Source organism: Fusobacterium varium (genome assembly GCA_021531615.1).
Lineage (GTDB): Bacteria > Fusobacteriota > Fusobacteriia > Fusobacteriales > Fusobacteriaceae > Fusobacterium_A > Fusobacterium_A varium_C.
Genome location: JADYUE010000034.1, coordinates 1 through 23,841, shown reverse-complemented (window position 1 = coordinate 23,841; position 23,841 = coordinate 1). Strand labels below are relative to the sequence as shown.

Below are 23,841 nucleotides of genomic sequence, written 5' to 3'. Positions count from 1 at the left end.
GGGCAGATCCATTTGATTTAATGGGAGCAGTAGTATTCTTAGCAAGTAAAGCATCAGACTATGTAAACGGACACATCTTAGCAGTAGATGGTGGATGGCTAGTTAGATAGTTCAATAAAAAAATAAATTTAAATATAAAGGAGAGATAAAATGAAATTAGATGTAAGATATGCAAATCATCCAGAAGATTCAAAACATTACACAACTGAAGAATTAAGAAAACATTATTTTATAGAAACTATATTTGAAGCAGACGAAGCAGCTTTAACTTACTCTCACGTTGACAGAATAATTGCTGGAGGAATCATGCCAGTAACTAAAGAAGTTAGACTTGAAGGAAGTAAAGAACTTGGATCTGAATTTTTCCTAGAAAGAAGAGAATTAGGAGTAATCAACATCGGTGGAGCAGGTAAAATAGTTGTAGACGGTGTAGAATACAAAATGAATCCAAAAGATGGACTATATGTTGGAATGGGTTCTAAAGAATTAGTATTTACATCAGAAGATTCAGCTAACCCAGCTAAATTCTATGTAAACTCAGCACCAGCTCACACAACTTATCCAATAGTTAAAATTGACATAGAAAAAGCTAACCCAGTTAAATTAGGAAGCTTAGCAAACTCAAACGAAAGAACAATATTCCAATATGTTCACCCAGCAGTATGTAAATCTTGTCAATTATTAATGGGAATGACAGTTCTTGAACCAAATAACATGTGGAACACAATGCCATGCCACACTCATGAAAGAAGAATGGAAGTTTACTTCTACTTCAACATGCAACCAGAAACAAGAGTTTTCCACCTAATGGGAGAACCTACAGAAACTAGACACATCATCATGGCTAACGAACAAGGAGTTATCTCTCCATCTTGGTCAATCCACTCTGGTGTAGGAACAAGCAACTATACATTCATATGGGGAATGGTTGGAGAAAACCAAACATTTACTGATATGGACCATGTAGCAATGGAAGATTTAAGATAATAATTATATTAAATTTATGTTTTTATAAAGGAAAGGTTTTAACCTTTCCTTTATTTATATAATATTTTAATTAAATTATTTAAAACTCTTAGATATTTTAGTTAAAATATTATTTTGTAATAAAAAAGTTAAATGCTATAATGAGAACAAGGACTATTATTGAATACAGGAGGAAAAGTGAAAAAAGTATATTTAATAATTACTCTTTTATTTCTAATTTTAGGATGTAATAAAATTAAGAAAGATGAGAAGATAAAAGTAGATGAAAAAAGCAAATTTTTAATTTCAAAGGAGCTAAAAGAGTTTACTATATTTGCAATACATTTGGGAAAAGCTTTTAATGGAGAACTTCCTGTTTTTAGAAAAGCAACAGAGATGACAAATATAAGATTAAAAGGGGTAGCCTCAAGAAATCAAAGTGATGAGGTACAAGCTTTTCAACTTATGTTGATAACTGGAAATATTCCAGATATTATTGGATATGAATATCCAGAAGAATTGGAAAAATTAGGAGCAGAAAAGAAAGTTATACCTTTAGAAAAATTGATTGAGGAACATGCTCCAAATATAAAAAGATTTTTTGATAAAAATCCTGAATATAAAAAAGATGCAGTAGCAGCAGATGGACACATATATATGATACCTAACTATAATGATTATGAAAATATAAGAACTTCACAAGGATATTATATTAGAAAGGATTGGTTGAGAAAGTTAGGATTAAAAGAACCTAAAACAGTAGAGGAACTTTATCAGGTTCTAATAGCTTTTAGAGATAAAGATCCCAATGGAAATGGTAAAAAAGATGAAATACCAGTATTTATAAGGGGAAATACTATAAATAAAGTTATAACTGCATTATTAGATATATTTAAAGCAGAATCTACTTGGTATAACTCTGGTGGAAAAAATCCTGTATATGGACCAGCTCAACCAGAGTATAGAAGAGCAATAAGAGAGATAGCTAAATGGTTTGAAGAAGGGCTGATAGATCAAGAGGTATTAACAAGGAGTTTAACTTCAAGAGATTATATTTTAAATAACAATATAGGTGGGTTTACTTGTGACTGGTTTTCAAGTACTGGAAACTATAATAGTCGTCTTGAAAAGAATATACCTGGCTTTGAATTTTCAGTAATTTTACCACCTGAATTTGATGGAAAAAAGACAACTTCATTTTCAAGACCTAACTATTTAGGAGGGTGGTCTATAACTTCAAAAGCAAAGGATCCAGTAACAATAATTAAATACTTTGATTTTTGGTATACAGAAGAGGGAAGAAGATTGTGGAATTTTGGAGTAGAGGGAGAAGACTATATTTTAGTAGATGGAAAACCAAAGTTTACAGATAAAATATTGAAAGATTCTCAAGGACGTCCACCACTAGCAGTGCTTAGGGAAACAGGAGCTCAATATAGATTAGGAATGTTTCAAGATGCAAATAATGAGAGAGAGTGGGCAGATCCAAGAACAGTTAAGGATATGGATCTGTATATAAAATCTGGTGTAGTAAAAGATCCTCTACCAACATTGAAGTATACAATGGAAGAGATAGAGGAGTTATCACAAATAGAGATGCAATTGAGATCAATAACAGAGGAGATGGCACAAATTTGGATATTAGGGGTTTCAAATGTAGATAAAGATTGGAATAATTACATTTATAGGTTAAATAAAGCTGGACTAGAGAGAGCAAAAGAAATACAAAAGCAAGCATATAGAAGATTTATAAACAAATAGAAAAGAATGGTTTCTAATTAAGTGTACTATTAGGAACCATTCTTTATTTTTATAAAAAGAAATGTATTCATAAATCAAGATAGAAATTTGAATAAGAAAAACTAGTGAAAAAATTGAAAATAAAATCAAAAAAATAAAAGAAAAATGAATAAAAAAAACAATTTCAAGCATAACTAATCTTTATTTCTAATTTACAAGCAAAAAATATTAAAACTGTATAAAAAAATTACTAAAAAAAATACTAAAAATAATGAAAAAATATATAGAAAATACTAAATACTAAATAATCATTATTCTAGATGAATAGTGGAGATTTACATTTTTTTTAAATCTGATATACTCCGTAGTGTAAGAAAATGAAAAATATAGAAAGAATTTTGACAGAAATGCAAGAATAAAAACAAAAGCATAAAACTAAAGGAGGAATAGATTTATGAAAAGAAAACCAAACTTATTATTTGTTTTTGCTGATCAATGGCGTAGAGACGCTATGGGATTCATGGAAAAAGATGAAGTAATTACACCAAATATAGACAGTTTTGCACAAGAAGCTTTAAACTTTGACAATGCCATGAGTGCTTGTCCACTATGCTCACCAAACAGAGCTACAATGTTTACAGGAACACATCCAGTAACTCACGGAGTATGGACAAACTGCAAACCAGGATTACCAAACTTAGAGTTAAGAGAAACTGATGTAACATTAATGGATGTATTAAAAAATGATGGATATAAAATAGGATATATAGGAAAATGGCACTTAGATAGTCCAGAAGTAAACTTCAATCCTGAGCCAGTATCTGGAGCAAGAGATTGGGACGCATTTACACCACCTGGAAAAAGAAGACACGGTGTTGATTACTGGTATTCATATGGAACTTATGATCAACATTTAAAACCACACTACTGGCATGATGATAATAAAATGATACAAATAGATCAATGGTCAGTTGAACATGAAACAGATAAGGCTATAGAATTCATTAATAAAAATAAAGATGAAGCATTCTCACTTATCTTATCATGGAACCCACCACACACTCCATTAGATTTAGTACCACAAAAATATGTGGATATGTATAAAGATAAGAAATTTAAAGTTAATCCAAATGTACTATTAACTGGAGTAACAGATCATACAGAAAGTGTTAACCCAAGATTAAACTTTACAGATGAGCAATATCAAGATGTAATGAGAAAATATTTTGCAGCTGTAACAGGAATAGATGAAAACTTTGGAAGACTTCTACAAAATTTAAAAGATAATGGAATATATGATGATACAATAATAGTTCTAACAGCAGACCATGGAGAAATGCTATGTGCTCACAGACTATGGAGTAAACACGTATGGTTTGAAGAATCAACTGGAGTACCATTCCTTATTAAATATGGAGATAGATTTGTTAAAGGAAGAACAGATGTTGTATTAAATGGTGTTGATATTATGCCAACATTATTATCATTAATGGAACTTCCTATTCCTGAATCTGTTCAAGGAATTGACTTAAAAGAAGTTATAGTAAATGGAAGCGATGTAGAAAACTATGCAATAATGACTGGATACCCTGGACAAATGAGAGCTATTGAAGAATTCAGAAGCCACGGAAAAGAAAATGTTGCTTTTGGATGGAGAGCTATAAGAACAAAACAATATACTTATGCAATAAATAGAGGATACACAATGGCACACGGAATCGAAAGATTACTATATGATAATATAAACGATCCATACCAAATGAATCCAATAAGATTAAATGATTGCTCAGAAAATGAAGTAGCTGCTGAATTAGAAGCTAAATTAAGAGAATGGGCTGTTAAATACAACGATAAATTTGAATTTTAATTTTTTAAAGAATATAGAAACTAGGAGGCAAAACTCATGGAATTAAAAAAAGAGATCAGAGAAAGATTTTCTCAAGATGTTGATTTTCCACAAGAAATGCTATTTGGAGCATTACATGAAGCATTATCAAAAATAGATGGAAATACAAAAACTTTTATTAATACTTTCCCAAGACCTTGCAGTACAAACTATGTATATCCAGGAATTTTAAATGGTGGAGAATGGGACGACTGGACAAGTGGATTCTGGACAGGAATGCTATGGTTAGCATATGAAATTACAGGAGAAGAAAGATATAGAAAAACAGCTTTCTTCCAAATCAAAAGTTATGATGAAAGAATTACAAATAAAGTTGCAGTAAATCACCATGACTTAGGATTCCTATATACTCCTTCAGTAGTTGCAGGATATAAGATCACAGGAAATGAAAGAGCTAAAAATGCGGGATTAAAAGCAGCAGATCACCTAATCAAAAGATATAAAGAAAAAGGTGAATTTATCCAAGCTTGGGGAGATCTAGATGATCCTACAGCTTATAGATTAATAATAGATTGTAACTTAAACGTACCTCTATTATTCTGGGCAACAGAAGTTACTGGAGATCCTAAATATAGAGAGATAGCTGCAAAACATCTTCATACAGCAGCAAGCGTAGTAGTAAGAGAAGATAGTTCAACTCATCACACTTTCTACTTTGACCCAGAAACAGGAAAACCAACTAAAGGAGTTACAGCACAAGGTGCATCAGATAACTCAGCATGGGCAAGAGGACAAGCATGGGGAGTATATGGATTCCCTCTAGCATATAGCTACTTAAAAGATGAAAAATTCATTACTCTATTCAAAAGAGTAACAAACTACTTCTTAAATCACCTACCAGAGGATAACATCTGTTACTGGGATTTAATGTTTGATGAAACATCAGGAGAAGAAAGAGATACTTCAGCAGCTACAATAGCAGTTTGTGGAATGCTTGAAATGATAAAATATCTTCCAGATTCAGATCCAGATAAAAAAATCTACTCAAATGCAGTAAAAGCAATAATGAAATCATTAATTAAAAACTATACAACTAAAAACATAGAAAGATCAAATGGACTATTAACAGATTCTGTATATAGTAAACCAAATGGTTCTGGTGTAAATGAATGTTGTATGTGGGGAGACTACTTCTACATGGAAGCTCTTGTAAGAATAATGAAACCAGATTGGAATAAATATTGGTAAAAAGAACTTTAAATTATAAAAAAATTTAGGAGGAAAGCAAAGGAAAATGGAACAAACTAAACAATTCAGACCTTTTGGTATGAGAGACAAGATCGGTTATTTATTTGGGGACTTTGGAAATGACGTTATGCTAGTATTTGTAAGTCAATTCCTAATGGTATTCTATACACAAGTTTGGGGAATGGCACCAAAAGTTGTTGCAACAATGTTCCTAGTATCAAGACTAGTGGATGCATTTACAGACGTTACAATGGGAAGAATTATTGACATTACACCTCAAGGTAAAGATGGTAAGTTTAAAAAATGGATAAGAATCATGGCTGCACCAGTTGCAATAGCAAGTTTCTTACTATATCAATCAGGATTAAAAGATCAACCAATGACTTTTAAAATTATCTACATGTATATAACTTACTTACTATATGGAAGTATCTGTTTCACTGGAGTTAATATTCCTTATGGAGCAATGGCATCAGCTATCACAGATAAACCAGATGAAAGACAATCACTTATTACATTCAGAGCAATGGGAGCTTACATTGGAGAGTTTATCATTGGATTCTTTGGACCAATCATCATTTACGAACGTGTAATTAAAGATGGAGCAACTCAAGTATTAATCAGAAATAATGGAGATATCTTCCCAGTAGTTGCTGGAGGAATTTCAATAGTTGCTATTATTTGTTACTTCATTTGTTACCAATTAACTACTGAACGTATTAAAGTTCCACCTCTAGCAAAAGAAGGACTTTCATTCGGTAAATCAGTAAAAATGATCTTCAGTAACCGTGCAATGCTAGGAATCTTAGGAGGAACTGTTTGTCTAATATTCGGTAACCTACTAACTGGAGGAGTTAACGCTTACCTATATGCTTACTACTTCAAAATGCCAGCTGCATTATCAACATACAATGCTATTAAATTAGGAATCGCTTTAGGAATGGCAACACTAGTTACATTAGTAGTTAAAAAACTTGGAAAAAGAGAATCAATCAGTTTAATGGTTGGATTTGCTGCATGTGTATTTGCTACATTAAGCTTCTTAAATATTAAAAACCCTTGGGTTTATGTTGGAATCGCTTCAGTTGGATTCTCAGGAGTTACATTCTTTGGATATGTAATTTGGGGAGCAATCATCGACGTTATTGACGATTCTGAAATCAAAACTGGAAGAAGAGAAGATGGAACTCTATATGCAATCTACTCATTCTCAAGAAAAGTTGGACAAGCTCTTGGAAGTAGTTTAGTTGGATACGCTCTTGCAATCATCGGATTCCAACCTGGAGTTAAAGAACAAACTCAAGAAGTTCTAAACGGAATTTACAAACTTGCTACAGTAGCACCAGCAACTCTATTTACACTAGTTGTAATCATGTTCATGTTAGTATATCCTCTATCTAAGAAAAGAGTTGATGCTAACGCTGAAACATTAAGATTAAGAAGAGAAGGAAAAGAAGCTAAATAATTCTCTTTGGAGGAATTATGGAAAAGATAAAAGCATTACTGTTAAAAGATAAAGTTGAAAGAACAGTAAAAAGTCTAAAAAATAATGGTTTTGAAGTAATCTGTGTAGATACAGTTGAAGAAGCTGAAAAGATAACTATGGATCTTATTCCAGAAGGAAGCTCTATCAGTATGGGAGGATCTGTTACATTAAATATGACAGGACTTCTTGAAAAATTTAGAAGCGAAAAATATAAATTCTTTGAAAGATTTAAGCAACCTACTTGGCCAGCAACAGTTAAAGTTATGAGGGAATCACTATTAAGTGATTTCCTTGTAACAGGAACAAATGCTATCACTGAAGATGGGTTTCTAATGCAGATAGATTCAGGGGGAAATCGTGTAGCTGGAATGGCTTATGGACCTCATAATGTTATAGTTATCACTGGTGTAAATAAAATAGTAAAGGATATAACTGAAGGGTATGAAAGACTTTACTATGCTGGACCTTTAAATTCTAAAAGACTAAATCATAAAACTCCTTGTAATTTCAGTGGAAAATGTGAAAATTGTAGTACTGATATGAGAATGTGTAATTTTGTATCAGTAATCAAAAATGGGGAAAGACCATGTGGAAAAACAAGAGTTATACTAATAAATGATAATTTAGGATATTAGGAGATTAAGATGGAAGAAAATTTAAGATGGTATAAAGAGAAAAAGTTAGATAGACTTTGTGAAGTTCTTTTAGATAAAGGCTATCTTATACATAGAGTTTTTTCTGTGAAAGATGCACAAGAAAAAATATTATCTCTTCTAAATAGGGAACAGACAGTAGCACTTGGTGATTCTTGGGAACTTATGAATGATGAATTTATCAGCAAATTAAAAGAGTTTAAATTTTATAATAGATTTGGACAAGACTCTGAAAAAGTTAAAAGAGAATCTCTTCTAGCTGAAATGGCTATAATAGAGGGAGAACTTATTACAGAAGATGGACAAATTCTAGTAGTAGGAGATTATAACACAAGTTCAGCACTATTTGGAGCAGAAAATATAATTATTTTAATATCAGAAAATAAAATAATTAAAGATTTAAATAGTGGTTTTGAAAAGATTGCAGAGCATGAAAAATATTATAAAATGAGAGCTGAAAAATTACAAAATAAAAATGATGGACTAAGCATTGGAATAATTGAAAATGGTAGAAAATTCAGCAAAAGAATATCACTTGTAATTACAACAGAAGACACAGGACTATAGAGAGAAAAGTTTATTTGAGTGGAAACATTCAGATAAACTTTTTTATTTTTTGGAAATAAGTATTGATTAAAATGTGAAAACTCCTTTATAAAAATTCTAAAAATTGATATAATATGTTTGATAATTAAAAATAATATACAATGTCTATATAGAAAGGAAATAAAATTGTTAGATATATTAAAATTAAAGGATAGATTAAAGAGGAGATTGGGGAAAAAATCAAAAAGAAATAAGATTATAGGGATACTTATGCTTATATTAATAATTATAACTTTATCTTCCTATAATGAAGTTAAGAATATAAATTTAGAGGAGAAGAGCAATAGCCAAAGGTTATACAATGATTTAGCAAGAAAAGCTGAAGTTGTAACTATGACTCTATATGATTTTAAATCTAGTGATAAATATAAAAATTATGTTATGAGTTTAGCAAGTAATCAAAATGTACCTTATAATAAGACTCAACTTTTTTTAGAGCTGAAGAAAAGAAATAGTGTTTATGGAAAGTTGGGATATTTAGTAAGTGTAGCAGATAATATTTCCAGTTCAGTAACAACATTAAATGGAACAACAGATAAAAAGGAGTTTTATAGTTCAATAGGTTTTCCTAATGATGTAGAGAATAGAGAAAAATATATAAACTATTTTAAAGAGGATATAAATATATACCTTGATGATATAAAGACACAAAATGATATTATTATAAGTTATATAATCTCTTTAGAAAGAAATAACTTTTTCTCTGAAATTATGCCGACAGCTGAAAGATGGTATATTTATAGTAATAATGAACTAATTAATTTAGGAAATAATAATAATAAAATTGGAAAAGTAAAAGAGCAATTAGTTGAGATTTTAAATAATAAGAAAACAGAGATATTTAATGATGAAGGTTATATAGAGAGATTATTAGGGAAGAAATTTCATATATTTTATCTTCCATCTTTTGATTTGACTCTATTATATATTCAACCACCAATAAATATTTTACAAATAGTATTTTATGAATTTGCTAAGGTATTTTCTATTTTTATTGTAATTTATATTTTAATTCTAATAGGGAGACATTTTATAATAATTCCAATTAAGCAGTTAGCAAAAAAAATGGGATATATAAAAAATAAAGATGAAAAAGAGTTAGAATATATTGAAAATAAGATAGAAGAGATACAAAATATTAATCTTTCATTGCAAAGTAAAATATTAAATCTTAGAAATTATCAGAAACAAAAGAGAATAAAAGAGTATCTTACTGGAATTACTGAGCATTTAGATTTAACTATTTTAAATGATGTTTCAGAGATATTTAAAGTAAAAAGTTATAGAGTTGTTATAATGGAGATATTTGATATTGACTCTATTGAGAATATCTTTGATAAATTTAATCTCTCAAAAGATCTTGTTTTAAAATACTTTTCAGAAGAGGTTAAATGTGAAGTCGTAGGAATAGATTATAAAAGTATAGCCTTTATATTAGAGGAACGTCTAACAAGAGAGGAACTAGAAGAGGTTTTAAAATGCTTAGTTTCACATATTGATAGAAACTTTAATCTAAAATTTAGTTTAGTGGTAACTAATGTATATAATGATGTGTTACAGATGCCAAAAGCTTATAGAACAGCTAAAAAGATGTTAGACTATAAATATATTTATAAACAAAATAGTGTAATTTTCCAAGATAGATTAAAAGAGAATAGTTTTGATAAGTATTATTACCCTATTGAAGTTGAATCTAAGCTTATATTGAGGACTTTAAGCTCTAATGAGATAAGTGTTAAGAGAATAATAGATGAGATGTTCAATCAAAAATCTGGACAAGTAATTGATAAAAAGTATGTTAGAGAGTTTGGAGTATTACTTTATAATACGTTAAATAGAATACTTTTACAATTAAATGAAGTAAATGAAAATATTGATATTAAAGCTTATAAAATTAATGAGATACTAGAGATTAATAATGCTGTAGATTTGAAAAATGTTTTCCAAGAAAAAATACTATCTATATGTAAACTTACTAAGATGGAAGAGGAAAATGATATAGAAAGTGTAAAGATAAAGATAGAAAGATATCTTGAAGAAAACTATATGATAGATATCTCATTGGAAAATCTTGCTGACCATTTAGGACACTCTTTTAAATATACAAGTGTATTATTTAAAAAGGTTATGGGAGATAACTTTAAAAACTATCTGAGTATATATAGAATAGAAAAATCTAAAGAGATTATGCAGGGAAATAGTGGGCTAAGAATAAAGGATTTAGCTGAATTAGTAGGATATAATAGTTCTAATACATTTATTAGAACATTTAGAAAGTATGAAGGGGTATCTCCTGGAAAATATTTTGGAATAATAGAAGATTAGATAGAAAAAACTCCACAGTTAGGGCTGTGGAGTTTTTTATGATAGCAAAGATGGATATCATCTTTAGCTACATATATTATAAACTTATTTTTTGAAATTTTAAACCTATTTTTTAAAATATTATTTAGTAGCTTTATTTTTTTGAATAGCTAAAAATTCTTCAACTTTTTCTGGGAAGTATTTTTGTAATATTTTTAAGTATTCTCCGTTATCTTGTAGTTTTAAGATAGCTTTACTTGCAGCTTCAGCTAACTCAGTTTCTCCTTTTCTAAAAGCAATAGAAGCTCCAGGTTGATTATCAATAACAACATCTATTTTTTTAAGTCCAGTCATATTTTTTAAATATGCTTCTGCAGAAACATCAGCAATGATAACTCCAGCAATTTTATCTTGTTGTAAATCCATTAAAGCTCCAGTCCAAGCATTGTATAGTTGAGGGATTCCACCAAGTGCTAAAGTAAACTCTTCTTGAATAGTTCCAATTTGAACCCCAACTTTTTTACCTTTAAGTTCCTCTTTTTTTGTCATAGTGCTATTTTCATTAACAATAACATAGTGTTCACCTTTTACTTTGCTCATATATGGTATTGAGAAATCAACAGCTTTTTTTCTTTCAGGAGTTTGTGACATTCCAGCAATAACAGCATCAACTTTCTTCATTTGTAGTGCTGGAAGTAATCCATCAAACCCCATATTTACCCAATGTACATCATATCCCATCTCTTTGGCAACAGCTTCCATAAGTTCAATATCAAATCCAACAAGTTTATCTCCTTCTAAATATTCGTAAGGTTTAAATTCTGCATTTGTTCCTACATAAAGTTTTTTAGCTCCAAAAGCAAAAGATGAGATTAAAATCATAAAAAGTAGTATTAATTTTTTCATTTTGTATTCCTCCAAGTAGTTTATTTAATTATTTGTAAAAAGTATTTTATTAGTTTATTTTTTAAATGTAGTATTAAATTCTTCTTTGATCTCTTTTAAAAGTTCAGGATCTTTAAATATATCTAATGCAGTAAGTACCATAGATATAGAAGCTTCTTTCATTCCTTTGTAAGCTTCAGGAGCAATAGAAGCACAAGCAAACTCTACACTGTGTCCAGTAAGATGTTTAGTTGTCAATGGGAAGTTAGGGTGAATAGTAGGACAACAGTGGCTTACATCTCCCATATCTGTAGAACCTCCACTTTCTTTAGATCTTATATCAGTTACTCCTAAAGAACGAAGATTTTTTTCATAAGTTTCAGAAAGTTTTTTATTTGTTACAAGGTCAGCAAAACTTGTTTCATAGTTCATCATCTCTAATGTAGTTCCAGTAGCAAGAGCAGCTCCTTTAGCACAATTTTTAACTCTTTCAACTAATCCTTTTAAGTAGTCAAGAGTTTTAGCTCTTACATAGAAGTTAGCCACAGCAAGATCAGGTATAATATTAGCTGCTTTTCCACCATTAGTTATAATTCCATGTATTCTAGCAGTTTCAATAGTTTGCTGTCTTAAAGCATTTACTGAGTTAAATAGCATTAGAACACCATCAAGAGCATTTATTCCTTCATGAGGAGCACCAGCAGCATGAGCTGTTTTCCCTTTAAAAGTAAATTGAATAGCTTCCATTGCTTGAGAACTTCCACTTCTAAAATGAGCTTCTCCACAAGGATGTACAGCCATTGCCACATCTATATTATCAAAGATACCTTGATTAGCCATATCAACTTTAGCTCCATTTGTTTCTTCAGCAGGTGTTCCAATAACTAGGATTTGTCCTTGAATATTTTCACTCTCCATAATATTTTTTACCATGATACCAGCAGCTACACTTGTTACACCAAAAATATTATGTCCACATCCATGTCCAACACCTGGAAGAGCATCATATTCAGCAAGTATTGCAATTTTAGGAGTATCTTTACCTAAAGTAAATTTTCCAATAAAAGCAGTTGGTAATCCAGCAAAACCAGTTTCTACTTCAAAACCATATTTTTTTAAGATTGCAGTGTGAGCAGCACAAGCTTTAACCTCTTTTAAACCTAACTCTGGGTTGTTATAAAGATACTCATTTAGTTCTTTAAATTCCTCTTTGTGAGTTTCAAAAAGCGTTGAAAGTTTTTCTGTTAAATTATTCATATTCTTCCCTCCATGTAATAATTATTAAAATAAAAAAGTCAGTATAACAAGAATGCTATACTGACATTATTTTTAAAAAATATATGCAATAAAATTGTACCTTAAAATTCAATAGAATTGGCACAAAAATATTAATATAAAATTATAAATAAAAGTTGAGAGTACACAATGTCCTCTAGCACACTAAAAAGATAAGGTATTTATTTTTTACAGTATTTTCATTTTTCCTTATCCTTAACTTGCTAAAAAACATTTTGAACCTCCTTTTACTTAAAATCTTTTGTTGTTTTAGGTATATCACAAGTAAAATAAATTGTCAACAAGAAAATTTATTTTTTTAATTTCTTTTCTTCTAAAAGCTCTAATTTTCTAAGATTTTCTCCTTTTAAAATATACACTAGATCTACAACTAAGTGCATAACATGATCAGAGAATCTCTCATATTTTTTATTTAGAAGAACAAGATAAGTTCCACCTTCCACATTTTCTGGAGAAGCTTTCATAATATCCATAAGGGCTTTTAAATTCTTTTCTGCTAGTTCATCAATCTCATCATCTTGAGTTAAAAGAGCATAAAGAGCTTTTTCATCACTATTAATAAATGCTGAAATATAACTTTCATAGATTGTTCTTATCTTAGATACCATTGGATAAAGTATCTCATTTAGATATTGAGCAACTTGAGGGGATTTTTTTTCTATCTCTCTGATAATAATTAAGTTAGCTTTTAAAAGGTCTCCCATTCTCTCTAAAAGTCTAGCACTATTGATTAACATAATCAATAATCTTAAATTTCCTGCTGCTGGTTGGAATCTAGCAATAGATACAATAGAATCCTCTTTTAATTTAACTTCAAAAGCATTGATAATATCTTCTACAACTACACATTCACCATATAAAACAGGTTCAAATTTTTGATTGTGTAACATTTCAATATTTACATCTAAAACTCTATTAAGATTTTTTAAAAGTTCTAAATAATGTTGATTAAGTCCTTCAAGACTTTCTTGCAAGTTTTTCATTTTACCCTCCTAATTATTCTTATAAGCTTTATATTTAAAATTCTTTCTATCCAAATTTTCCAGTAATATAATCTTCGGTTTTCTTCTTATGAGGAGTTGTAAATATAAGCTCAGTTTTGTCAAATTCTTCTAAGACACCTTGATAGAAAAATCCAGTATATTCAGATATTCTTGAAGCTTGTTGCATATTGTGTGTAACTATAATGATACTATATTTTTTTTCTAATTGTCTAATTAATTCTTCAATTTTTGCAGTAGATATTGGGTCAAGAGCTGATGTAGGCTCATCCATTAATAGAATTTGAGGATCTACTGATATAGCTCTTGCTATACATAATCTTTGTTGTTGTCCTCCAGAAAGTCCTAGAGAAGATTTATGTAGTTTATCCTTTACTTCATCCCAAAGAGCAACTGATTTTAAAGAGCTCTCAACAATCTCATCAAGCTTATCTTTATCTTTTTCACCATGTAACTTAGGAGCATAAACTAAATTTTCATAGATAGTTTTTGGGAATGGATTTGGTTTTTGGAAAACCATTCCAATATTTTTTCTTAAATCAACTATATCACAATCTTTATCAAATATATTTTTTCCATCAAATATAATTTCACCTTCATATCTACTTCCAGAAATTAAGTCATTCATTCTATTGATAGATCTAAGGAAAGTAGATTTTCCACAACCTGAAGGTCCTATAAGAGCAGTAACCTTATTTCTTTTAATTTCCATATTGATATTTTTTAATGCTTGGAAATTTCCATAATAGAAATTAAAGTTTTTTACAAGAATTCTAATATCATCATTATTCATTATTTTTATTTCCTCCTAGATATATTAAAAATTAATTATTTTTGTTAAATTTTTGTCTAATTGCAGCACCAATAAGATTGAAACTAATTGTAATAACAACTAGAACAAATAGAGTACCAGTCATATACTCAAGAGGCATATTAGGAACTTGAGTAGATATAACATATAGGTGGTAAGGTAGAGCCATTACTTGATCCCAAGGTGTTTCTGGTAAGAATGGTAAGTAAAAGGCTACAGCAGTAAACATTATTGGAGCAGTTTCTCCAGCAGCTCTTGAAATACTAAGGATAACTCCAGTAAGTATTCCAGGAAGAGCAGCAGGAAGAATTACTTTTGTAATAGTTTCCCATTTCGTAGCTCCTAAAGCAAGAGATGCTTCTCTTAAATGGTTAGGTATAGTTAAAAGTGATTCTCTAGTAGAAGTTATTATTACTGGAAGACACATAATTCCTAATGTAAGTGATCCAGAAAGAATAGACACATCAAACTCTAGAAAGATTACAAATAGAGCCATACCGAAAAGTCCATAGATAATACTAGGGATACCAGCTAAGTTAATAATTGTTAAGTTTATTATTCTAGTTAACCAGTTATCTTTTGCATATTCAACTAAGTATATTCCAGTTAAAACTCCAAAAGGAACAGAGATAAGAATAGTTCCCACAGTAAGCCATATAGTTCCAACAATTGCTGGGAAGATTCCTCCAGCTCTCATTCCATCTTCAGGCATCTTAGTTAAGAAATCCCATGAAATAGCTGAGACACCTTTAAAAATTATATAACCTAATATGATAAAAACTGGAATAATAGAGAGAATACCAACTATTTTAATTAAATTTTCAACGACTTTTTCTTTTTTCTTCTTGACTAAAATCATTTTATACTCCTTATGATTAATTAAATTTTCTTGATTTTTGAATAAATCTATCAGCTATACTGTTAGTTATGAAACTGATGAAGAAAAGAATTATACCTATTGCAAAAAGAGCAAAGTAATGAGTACTTCCTTGAACTACCTCTCCCATTTCAGCAGCTATTGTTGCTGTCAGTGTTCTTACTGGAGAAAGAGGTGATGTAGCAAGTATAGGTGAGTTACCAGTGATCATTAATACAGTAAGAGTTTCCCCTATAATTCTTCCAAATCCCAACATTATTCCAGCAAAGATTCCTGGAAAAGCAGCAGGAAGAAGAACATTAAATATCGTTTCTACTTTATTAGCTCCTAAAGCAAGAGATGCCTCTTTATATGATTTATCAAGAGCATTAAGGGAGTCATCAGCTATACTTACAATAGTTGGAATTGCCATGAAAGCTAGCATTATTCCCCCAGTAAGAGCTGTAAGTCCACTGTTTAGATTGAAAAGATCTTTTACAATAGTAGATAGGGCATATAGACCAATAAATCCTAGAACAACTGATGGAATAGCTGACATAGTTTCAATTATAATTTTGAATGTTGTTCTCATTTTTGGAGAAGCATATTCAGCTATATAGATAGCAGTAAAGATTCCAACAGGGATAGATATAATAAGTGCTACTAAAGTAACCCAGAAAGAACCTACTAACAATGGTAATAGTCCATAAAACTCAGATAGTGATATCCATTTTGCTCCAAAGAAAAAATCCTTTGCAGAATAGTGACCGAAAAACTTCATTCCATTTGAGAATATAAATAGAAAGATTAGAAATATAATAATTATATTTGAAACTCCTACCCCAAACAAAATATGTTTCATACTTGAATCTTTAAATCTCCTAATAGAAAACATTTTACCTCCTAGATATATATAAAAAATTTATTCAATTAATTAAATCATGTTAATTTTAATGTAGCTCTGTTAATGATGTATTAATTGAATGTAAAAATTGTGTTAAAAGTTTTTTACAGGAGTTTTACAGTAAATTAATACTTGTTTAACAAGTAAAGAATATAGTTGAGTCGTAAAGAAAAAATAAAATTTTCAGGGAGGAATAAAATGAAATTTTTTAGAAATGGAATGATAATGGCTTTAATATTAGCTGGAGGACTTGGATTAGGACAAGTATCAGAAGCAAGATCAAAAGTTGTACAAATAAAAGGATCAGATACAATTCTAAATGCTTCTCAAGCAATAGTAGAAAAATATATGAGTGGACATAAAGGAGCAAGAATAGCAGTAACTGGTGGAGGATCAGGAGTTGGAATTTCAGCTTTAATAAATGGAACAACTGATATAGCTATGGCATCAAGAAACATTAAATCAAAAGAGTTAGATCAAGCTAAAGCAAAAGGTATGAATGTAGATGAAATAGTAGTTGGATATGATGGTATTACAATAATAGCTAATAAAACAAATGCAGTAAAAGATATAGATGATAAAACTCTAGGAAAAGTATTTAGAGGAGAGATTACAAACTGGAAAGAACTAGGTGGAGAAGATGCTGAAATAGTAGTTCTATCAAGAGATTCATCTTCAGGAACTCACGAATTCTTCAAAGAACATATCATTAGAGAAGGAAACTCTAAAGGAACTCAAGAATATGGTGCAAAAACACTATATATGCCTTCAAATGAAGCTATAAAACAAGAAATTAAAGCTAACAAATATGCAATTGGATATATTGGAATGGGATACATGGATAGTAGTGTAGAAGCAATAACAGTAGATGGAGTAGCTGCAACACCAGAAAATGTACTTAACAAAACTTATCCAATAGCTAGAGAAGTATTCTGGTATGCAGATGCTGCAAGAGAAGGAGAAGTTAAGGGAATAGTAGATTATGCAGTTTCTTCTGAAGGACAAGAAATAATGAAAAATGAAGGATTTGTTCCAGTAAAATAAATTAAAATAAGGAACTAAAAATTTTAGCCCACTTAAGAAGAATTTTAAGTGGGCATTTTTATTTTATGGTATAATATAAAATATAGAAAAATATTTTTTTAGGAGAGAAAATATGAAAATTTTAATAGTAGAAGATGACAAAGAGATACAAGAATTGATTTCTTATTTTTTAACAAAAGAGGGTTATGAAGTGGATAGAGCCTCTGATGGTTTAGAAGGATTAAAACTGTTGAGAGAGAAAAAACATGATTTAGTAGTTTTAGATTTGATGTTACCAAATTTAGATGGGAAAAATTTTGCTAAAATAGTAAAAGATATATCTTCTGAATATGGAGAACCAATAATAATAATGCTTACTGCAAAAACAGAGATAGAAGATGTATTAGAAGGGCTTGAAATAGGTGCAGATGATTATATGAAAAAACCTTTTGACCCTAGAGAGTTAGTTTTAAGAATTAAGAAATTCTTAAAAAATAAAAATAGAGAAGTAAAAGTTGAAAAATATAAATTTAAAAATATAGAGATAGATGAAAGTAGACATACAGTAACTTTTAATGGAAAGGAAATAGAATTTTCTAAGAAAGAGTATGATCTATTATTGTTATTAGTTCAAAATAAAGATTTAGTAATAACAAGAGATAAGATTTTAGATAGAGTTTGGAATAGTAACTACTATACAGGAGATAGAACTGTAGATGTATATATTTCAAAACTTAGAGATAAGATACCAGAATTAGCTGAGTGTATAAAGACAGTGAAAGGAGTTGGCTACAAATTAGAAGAAAAGAGATAATAACTCTTATAATGATATTGATTATAGAGGGAATATTTGTAGGATTAAATTCCTCTATTCTTTCAAATCTGTATCAACAAAGAGCTAAACAGACATTAAAACAAGATATTATTTTAGTAAAAAGATTAGCTGAAGATAATTCACATGAAAGATACAGTCAAATTTTTGCAGATATTGATTTGAGATTTACCCTTATTGATAAAAATGGAAAGGTAGAATATGACTCTAAAAATGTTTCAAGGGAAGAGCATATGGACAACCATTTAGAGAGAAAAGAGGTTCAAGAGGCTCTACAAGGGCAAGAGGGATTTGATATAAGAAAGAGTAAAACAATGGGATATGTTTTTGCTTACTATGCTACAGGATTTGAAAATAAATTTGGAGAGGAATATATAATCAGAACATCTAGTGATTATACAAAGGAACTTAGACAGATTAAAGAGTTTTTATTTATTCAAGTACTATTTTTTATTGCTCTAAACTTTGCTATTCATTTCTTTTATAAAAATTATATAAAAAGAGATTTCTATAATAAAATAACAAAGATGAAGAGATTTTTAGAAAGTGGAGAAAAGGAAAATATAAATTATCTTAAAGAGGAGAAATGGTTCTTTGAATTTTGGAACATTTTAAAAGAGTGGCAAAGTAAAAATTTAGAAAATATTGAAAGATTACAAAGTGAAAGAAAAACTTTATCTTTAGTTATATCATCAGTTGATATTTTTATTGGATTGATGAATAATGATGGAAAATTTATAGTAAAAAATAGTGTTTTAAGTTACCTTATTGATCATTCAAGAGAGAAGTACATGGAGTGTATAAGATATATTGAATTGATTGATGTGATGAAAAAAGGAATTGTTGAAAAGAAAAATTTTAAAGAGGAAGTATATGTTCAAGCTTTAAAAAGATACTTTATAGTTACTTTAAAACATATTGATTTTAGTGGGCAAATATTAGTGACAATAAAAGATATTACAAGCACAAGAAAAGCTGTTGAAGTACAAAAGAGCTTTATAAGCAATGTCAGCCACGAATTAAAAACACCTCTAACAAATATAAAAGGATATTTAATTGCCTTAGAAGATGCTCCAGAAACAATGAGAATAAAATTCTTAAATGTGATTAAAGGAAATGTTGAAAGATTAGAAAATATTGTTTTGGACTTTTTAAATATATCTAAGATAGAAAATTCAAATATTTTAAATATGACACAAGTTGGAATAGATAAGATAAAAGAGAATTTAGAAACAACTTTAGAGATGGTTTTAAAGAGAAAAAATGGAAAAATTCAGTATGAAGTTAAAGTTAATGATGAAAATGAATATATAAGAACAGATTTTGAAAAAGTTACAATGATCTTAAAAAATCTAGTGGAAAATGGAATTATATACAATAGTTCTAAAAATCCTTGTGTAAAAATTAAGATAGAAGAGGAAAATGACAGATATAATTTTGTAGTAAGTGATAATGGGATAGGAATTCCATTAGGCGAGCAATATAAGGTATTTGATAGATTCTATAGAGTTGATAAAGCTAGAACTAGCAATTTAGGTGGAACTGGACTGGGATTAGCAATAGTGAAAAACCTTGTAGAAAAATGTGGAGGAAAAATTTCAATTACTTCTGAAGAAAATAAAGGAACAACTTTTGAATTTTATGTTATGAAATAAATTAAAGTGTCTTAAATTTATTGACTGAGTATCTTAATTCTAATATAATGTAATTATAAAACATTTTTTAGGAGGGAGATATGAATAAATTTAAAAAATTAGTACTAGCTACTTTAGCGATTGGAATATCTATGTCATCTTTTGCCTATAATCCTGGAACATATAAAGGGGAAGCAGCAGGATATGGAGGAAAAGTTGAAGTAGAGGTAAAAGTTTCAAAAGATAAGATTGAGGATATAAAAGTACTACCTAATAAGGAAACACCTTTTGTTTCTAGTGTAGCCTTAGAAAGAGTTCCTAGAGAAGTTATTGAAAAACAAAAATTGAGTGTTGATACAGTTGCAGGAGCTACTGTAAGTAGTAGAGGAGTATTAACAGCTATTACTAATGCAGTTAAAGCAGCTGGTGGAGATATTAAAGAGTTAAGAAAAAGAGAGCCTAAAGCTGAAATAAAAAGAGTTAATCAAGAGTATGTTGCTGATGTTGTTGTTATAGGTGGAGGAGGAGCAGGACTTGCAGCTGCTACTTCAGCTAAACAAAATGGAGCAAGTGTTATTCTGATTGAAAAGATGCCAAGACTTGGAGGAAATACAGTATTAGCAGGAGGAGCATACAATGCTGTTGACCCTAAAAGACAAGTTCCACAAGGAATAGAAGATTCAGTAGATCTACACTTTAAACATACATATGAAGGTGGAGATAAAAAAGGGGATCCTAAATTAGTTAGAGTTTTAGTTGAAAATGCTTACCCAGCATTAGAATGGCTAGAAAGTCTAGGAGTAACTTTTAAGGATGAGGTATTTACAGTGTTAGGAGCACTTTATCCTAGAAGTCATAAACCTACTGCTCCTGTTGGAACAGGATTAATTATAGCTCATAAAGAGTTTGCAGAGAAAAATGGTATAAGAATTCTTTATGAAACTACTGCCACAGAATTAATAAAAAAAGATGGGAGAGTAGTTGGAGTAAAAGCTGAATCAGCTACTGAAAATATAACTTTAAATGCAAATAAAGGAGTTGTATTAGCAACTGGAGGATTTGCAGGAGATGTAGAGTTTAGACAAAAATATAACTCAAAATTAACAGAAAATATTCTTACAACAAATCATCCAGGTGGAGATGCTTCAGGTATTGTTATGGCTGAAAAAGTTGGAGCTAATTTAGTTGGTATGAGTGATATTCAACTTTTACCTATGGGAGATCCTGTAACAGGAAGTTTAAGTGGAAATATTGAAACAACAGTTGAAGATAGAATATTTATTAATAAAGATGGAAAACGTTTTGTAGCAGAAGATGAAAGAAGAGACGTTATGACAAATGCTCTATTTAACCAAAAAGATGCATATATGTGGGTAATAGTTGATTCTAAGGTTTACCCTACTTTAGAGGATAAAAATAATTTTAATGAATCAATAGGAGATTTAATAAAAGCAGGTAGAGCAGTGAAAGCTGATAGTTTAGATGAGCTTGCAGAAAAAATAAATGTTCCAGCAGAAAATCTAAAGAAAACAATAGAAGAGTATAATAAAGGAATTGATGCTGGAAAAGATGCTTATGGAAGAAAACTATTAGGAATAAAATTTGACAAAGCACCATTCTATGCAGGAGCACGTATTCCTACAGTTCATCACACAATGGGTGGAGTTCAAATAAATGAAAAAGCTCAAGTAATTGATGAAAAAGGAAACATAATTCCTGGATTATATGCAGCTGGAGAGGTTACAGGTGGAATCCATGGTACAAATAGACTTGGAGGAAATGCTTTAGCAGATATAACAGTATTTGGTAAGATAGCTGGAGAAAATGTTGCTAAAGAGAAATAAAAAATGATTCTACTAAAGGAGAGAGTTAATCTCTCCTTTAGTTTGCAAAGCTAAAAAAAATATGATATATTAAAGTAAATGTTTAAAAATCAATAAATAAAGAGGGGTAAAGAAGATGCCAAAATTAAAAAGTATAGTTACAGCATACAAAGCACAACCAAATCCACAAGTTCCTGGAGTTGTAGATATTTTAGGAGCTTTTGACAACTTAATTCAACCAATGTTCCCATTTCCAATGGTAAATCTTTCAATAGTATTTACTTTTTCAGAATTAGAAAGACCAACAATGTTTGAAATAAGATTAAATGCACCAGATGATTCTTTAATAACTAAAGGAGAATTTGGAGTAATGTTAGATCCATTTGGAGTAGGAAAGAAAATAGTTGATTTAGAAAAATTCTTAGTAACAGAAAGAGGAAAATATACAGTAGATATATTTGAAAAAGTAGCTGAAGATAAAGTTAAATTCATCCAAACAGCTGATTTATTTATAGCAGATTATCCACCTCAAAGAAGATTCTCTGATGAAGAAATAGCTAAAATACTTGCTACAGATGGAGTAATAAAAACTGTTAAAACAGAATTTAAACCTGTTGGAGTAGAGGAAGCAGTTAAGATTCAAGTAAGTTTAGATAAAGATGCTCCATTAGAAGAGGGACATATAGCTATTCCTGAAAATGATAGATTAGTAGTAGGAGATAAAGTTTTTGAATTAACAGGAATGAGAAGACAAATTGAATGGATGTTTGGAAATCCTATTCCTAAGCAACCTGAGAAAAAAGAAGAAGAAAATCAAGAAATTGCTGATGAAAAATAAATAAAATTTCTTGACAAAATAGAGAGAATCTAATATAATAATAAGGTATATTAAACCTTTCCCACAAAGGACCGTTGCGTTATATTAGAAGATATAACATTTGAGGAGGAAAAATTAAAGTGAAAAAGTATACTTTTATGCAAAGAAAAGAAGATGTTGTTAGAGAATGGCATCATTATGACGCTGAAGGGCAAATATTAGGAAGATTAGCGACTGAAATAGCTAAAAAATTAATGGGTAAAGAAAAATTAACTTTCACTCCACACGTTGATGGAGGAGATTATGTAGTAGTTACTAACGCAGCTAAAATTGTTGTAACAGGAAACAAATTAACTGACAAAAAATACTACAACCACTCAGGATTCCCAGGAGGAATAAGAGAAAGAAGACTAGGAGAAATCTTAGAAAAAAAACCAGAAGAACTACTAATGCTAGCTGTTAAAAGAATGCTTCCAAAAAATAAATTAGGAAGAGAACAACTAACAAGATTAAGAGTGTTCGCAGGTGCAGAACATGCACATACAGCACAAAAACCAGTAAAGGTAGAATTTTAATAGGGGGTAAATGACAGTGGCTGAAATGATTCAATATAGAGGAACTGGTAGAAGAAAAACTTCTGTAGCAAGAGTAAGATTAATTCCTGGAGGAAAAGGAATTGTAATAAATGGAAAACCTATGTCTGAATATTTTGGAGGAAGACAAATTCTTTCTAGAATAGTTGAGCAACCATTAGTATTAACTGAAACTTTAGATAAATTTGAAGTAAGAGTTAATGTAGTTGGAGGAGGAAACTCTGGACAAGCTGGAGCTATCAGACACGGAGTATCAAGAGCACTTTTATTATCTGATGAAACTTTAAAAGCTGCTTTAAGAGAAGCTGGATTCTTAACTAGAGACTCAAGAATGGTTGAAAGAAAGAAATACGGAAAGAAAAAAGCAAGAAGAAGTCCTCAATTCTCAAAAAGATAATTGGTTGGATTTTACAGAGCTCACAAACACAATGTTTGTGGGCTTTTTTGTTTGGCTCTTTGTCAAATAGTGTTGGTAGAAAAAACAAATAAATTTTCAAGTAACTCCAGTGATTTTCGC

General features: G+C 29.9%; 22 protein-coding genes. 16 read left to right on the top strand and 6 right to left on the bottom strand.

Features of this window, described 5'->3' with window-relative positions:
• From I6E31_09735 to I6E31_09695, 9 genes are all read left to right on the top strand, one after another.
• Positions 1–110: SDR family oxidoreductase (locus tag I6E31_09735; protein ID MCF2640245.1), on the top strand; the 110-nt coding region annotated here is incomplete at its 5' end.
• 40 nt (positions 111–150) lie between these two features.
• Entirely contained in the window at positions 151–987 is an 837-nt protein-coding gene (gene kduI, locus I6E31_09730; protein ID MCF2640244.1) for a 5-dehydro-4-deoxy-D-glucuronate isomerase, read from the top strand.
• 159 nt (positions 988–1,146) lie between these two features.
• The gene (locus I6E31_09725) at positions 1,147–2,727 is read left to right on the top strand and encodes an extracellular solute-binding protein (protein ID MCF2640243.1); all 1,581 of its coding nucleotides are present in this window, start codon (positions 1,147–1,149) and stop codon (positions 2,725–2,727) included.
• A gap of 433 nt (positions 2,728–3,160) precedes the next feature.
• On the top strand, positions 3,161–4,573 hold the full coding sequence (locus I6E31_09720) for a sulfatase (GenBank protein MCF2640242.1): 1,413 nt from the start codon (positions 3,161–3,163) through the stop codon (positions 4,571–4,573).
• A 36-nt stretch (positions 4,574–4,609) separates the two neighbouring features.
• The gene (locus I6E31_09715) at positions 4,610–5,800 is read left to right on the top strand and encodes a glycoside hydrolase family 88 protein (GenBank protein MCF2640241.1); all 1,191 of its coding nucleotides are present in this window, start codon (positions 4,610–4,612) and stop codon (positions 5,798–5,800) included.
• A gap of 46 nt (positions 5,801–5,846) precedes the next feature.
• A complete protein-coding gene (locus I6E31_09710; GenBank protein MCF2640240.1) occupies positions 5,847–7,265 on the top strand; it encodes an MFS transporter in 1,419 nt (472 codons plus the stop codon).
• 17 nt (positions 7,266–7,282) lie between these two features.
• Entirely contained in the window at positions 7,283–7,921 is a 639-nt protein-coding gene (locus I6E31_09705; GenBank protein MCF2640239.1) for a lactate utilization protein, read from the top strand.
• A gap of 9 nt (positions 7,922–7,930) precedes the next feature.
• The gene (locus tag I6E31_09700; GenBank protein ID MCF2640238.1) at positions 7,931–8,506 is read left to right on the top strand and encodes an LUD domain-containing protein; all 576 of its coding nucleotides are present in this window, start codon (positions 7,931–7,933) and stop codon (positions 8,504–8,506) included.
• 165 nt (positions 8,507–8,671) lie between these two features.
• Positions 8,672–10,870 carry a helix-turn-helix domain-containing protein gene (locus I6E31_09695; protein ID MCF2640237.1) on the top strand — a complete coding sequence of 733 codons (2,199 nt, stop codon included), beginning with the start codon at positions 8,672–8,674 and terminating at the stop codon, positions 10,868–10,870.
• A gap of 120 nt (positions 10,871–10,990) precedes the next feature.
• Here I6E31_09695 and I6E31_09690 read toward each other — a convergent pair whose 3' ends face one another.
• The 6 genes from I6E31_09690 to pstC form a co-directional block, all read right to left on the bottom strand.
• Complete coding sequence (locus tag I6E31_09690; protein ID MCF2640236.1) at positions 10,991–11,755, bottom strand: transporter substrate-binding domain-containing protein; 765 nt, start codon at positions 11,753–11,755, stop codon at positions 10,991–10,993.
• Between the two features lie 54 nt (positions 11,756–11,809).
• Entirely contained in the window at positions 11,810–12,991 is a 1,182-nt protein-coding gene (locus I6E31_09685; GenBank protein ID MCF2640235.1) for a M20 family metallopeptidase, read from the bottom strand.
• A gap of 329 nt (positions 12,992–13,320) precedes the next feature.
• Positions 13,321–14,013: a hypothetical protein gene (locus I6E31_09680; GenBank protein ID MCF2640234.1), complete on the bottom strand. Its 693-nt coding sequence runs from the start codon at positions 14,011–14,013 to the stop codon at positions 13,321–13,323.
• Between the two features lie 46 nt (positions 14,014–14,059).
• Positions 14,060–14,824: a phosphate ABC transporter ATP-binding protein gene (gene pstB, locus I6E31_09675; GenBank protein MCF2640233.1), complete on the bottom strand. Its 765-nt coding sequence runs from the start codon at positions 14,822–14,824 to the stop codon at positions 14,060–14,062.
• Positions 14,825–14,855: 31 nt separating this feature from the next.
• Positions 14,856–15,701, bottom strand: coding sequence for a phosphate ABC transporter permease PstA (pstA, locus tag I6E31_09670; GenBank protein MCF2640232.1), 846 nt, complete (start codon positions 15,699–15,701; stop codon positions 14,856–14,858).
• A gap of 16 nt (positions 15,702–15,717) precedes the next feature.
• Positions 15,718–16,593, bottom strand: a complete 876-nt coding sequence (pstC, locus tag I6E31_09665; GenBank protein MCF2640231.1) for a phosphate ABC transporter permease subunit PstC — start codon at positions 16,591–16,593, stop codon at positions 15,718–15,720.
• Positions 16,594–16,800: 207 nt separating this feature from the next.
• On the opposite strand from pstC, the gene I6E31_09660 reads away from it, so the two are divergent.
• The 7 genes from I6E31_09660 to rpsI all read left to right on the top strand — a co-directional run bounded on the left by I6E31_09660 (position 16,801) and on the right by rpsI (position 23,721).
• Positions 16,801–17,646 (top strand): phosphate ABC transporter substrate-binding protein, encoded by an 846-nt coding sequence (locus I6E31_09660; GenBank protein ID MCF2640230.1) that lies wholly within the window; start codon positions 16,801–16,803, stop codon positions 17,644–17,646.
• Between the two features lie 112 nt (positions 17,647–17,758).
• Complete coding sequence (locus I6E31_09655) at positions 17,759–18,439, top strand: response regulator transcription factor (GenBank protein ID MCF2640229.1); 681 nt, start codon at positions 17,759–17,761, stop codon at positions 18,437–18,439.
• A complete protein-coding gene (locus tag I6E31_09650) occupies positions 18,388–20,112 on the top strand; it encodes a two-component sensor histidine kinase (protein ID MCF2640228.1) in 1,725 nt (574 codons plus the stop codon). Before I6E31_09655 ends, I6E31_09650 begins: the two co-directional genes overlap by 52 nt.
• An 80-nt stretch (positions 20,113–20,192) precedes the next feature.
• On the top strand, positions 20,193–21,935 hold the full coding sequence (locus I6E31_09645) for a flavocytochrome c (protein ID MCF2640227.1): 1,743 nt from the start codon (positions 20,193–20,195) through the stop codon (positions 21,933–21,935).
• 115 nt (positions 21,936–22,050) lie between these two features.
• Complete coding sequence (locus I6E31_09640) at positions 22,051–22,752, top strand: hypothetical protein (protein MCF2640226.1); 702 nt, start codon at positions 22,051–22,053, stop codon at positions 22,750–22,752.
• 119 nt (positions 22,753–22,871) lie between these two features.
• Entirely contained in the window at positions 22,872–23,306 is a 435-nt protein-coding gene (rplM, locus tag I6E31_09635; protein MCF2640225.1) for a 50S ribosomal protein L13, read from the top strand.
• A 16-nt stretch (positions 23,307–23,322) separates the two neighbouring features.
• A complete protein-coding gene (gene rpsI, locus I6E31_09630; GenBank protein ID MCF2640224.1) occupies positions 23,323–23,721 on the top strand; it encodes a 30S ribosomal protein S9 in 399 nt (132 codons plus the stop codon).
• The last annotated feature ends 120 nt before the right edge of the window (positions 23,722–23,841 follow it).

What these genes read in the sequence shown, in the direction of transcription:
- kduI (MCF2640244.1), top strand. Translation starts at nt 151, where the DNA reads ATGAAATTAGATGTAAGATATGCAAATCATCCAGAAGATTCAAAACAT.
- I6E31_09720 (MCF2640242.1), top strand. Translation starts at nt 3,161, where the DNA reads ATGAAAAGAAAACCAAACTTATTATTTGTTTTTGCTGATCAATGGCGT.
- I6E31_09715 (MCF2640241.1), top strand. Translation starts at nt 4,610, where the DNA reads ATGGAATTAAAAAAAGAGATCAGAGAAAGATTTTCTCAAGATGTTGAT.
- I6E31_09710 (MCF2640240.1), top strand. Translation starts at nt 5,847, where the DNA reads ATGGAACAAACTAAACAATTCAGACCTTTTGGTATGAGAGACAAGATC.
- I6E31_09705 (MCF2640239.1), top strand. Translation starts at nt 7,283, where the DNA reads ATGGAAAAGATAAAAGCATTACTGTTAAAAGATAAAGTTGAAAGAACA.
- I6E31_09700 (MCF2640238.1), top strand. Translation starts at nt 7,931, where the DNA reads ATGGAAGAAAATTTAAGATGGTATAAAGAGAAAAAGTTAGATAGACTT.
- I6E31_09690 (MCF2640236.1), bottom strand. Translation starts at nt 11,755, where the DNA reads ATGAAAAAATTAATACTACTTTTTATGATTTTAATCTCATCTTTTGCT.
- I6E31_09685 (MCF2640235.1), bottom strand. Translation starts at nt 12,991, where the DNA reads ATGAATAATTTAACAGAAAAACTTTCAACGCTTTTTGAAACTCACAAA.
- I6E31_09680 (MCF2640234.1), bottom strand. Translation starts at nt 14,013, where the DNA reads ATGAAAAACTTGCAAGAAAGTCTTGAAGGACTTAATCAACATTATTTA.
- pstB (MCF2640233.1), bottom strand. Translation starts at nt 14,824, where the DNA reads ATGAATAATGATGATATTAGAATTCTTGTAAAAAACTTTAATTTCTAT.
- pstA (MCF2640232.1), bottom strand. Translation starts at nt 15,701, where the DNA reads ATGATTTTAGTCAAGAAGAAAAAAGAAAAAGTCGTTGAAAATTTAATT.
- pstC (MCF2640231.1), bottom strand. Translation starts at nt 16,593, where the DNA reads ATGTTTTCTATTAGGAGATTTAAAGATTCAAGTATGAAACATATTTTG.
- I6E31_09660 (MCF2640230.1), top strand. Translation starts at nt 16,801, where the DNA reads ATGAAATTTTTTAGAAATGGAATGATAATGGCTTTAATATTAGCTGGA.
- I6E31_09655 (MCF2640229.1), top strand. Translation starts at nt 17,759, where the DNA reads ATGAAAATTTTAATAGTAGAAGATGACAAAGAGATACAAGAATTGATT.
- I6E31_09645 (MCF2640227.1), top strand. Translation starts at nt 20,193, where the DNA reads ATGAATAAATTTAAAAAATTAGTACTAGCTACTTTAGCGATTGGAATA.
- I6E31_09640 (MCF2640226.1), top strand. Translation starts at nt 22,051, where the DNA reads ATGCCAAAATTAAAAAGTATAGTTACAGCATACAAAGCACAACCAAAT.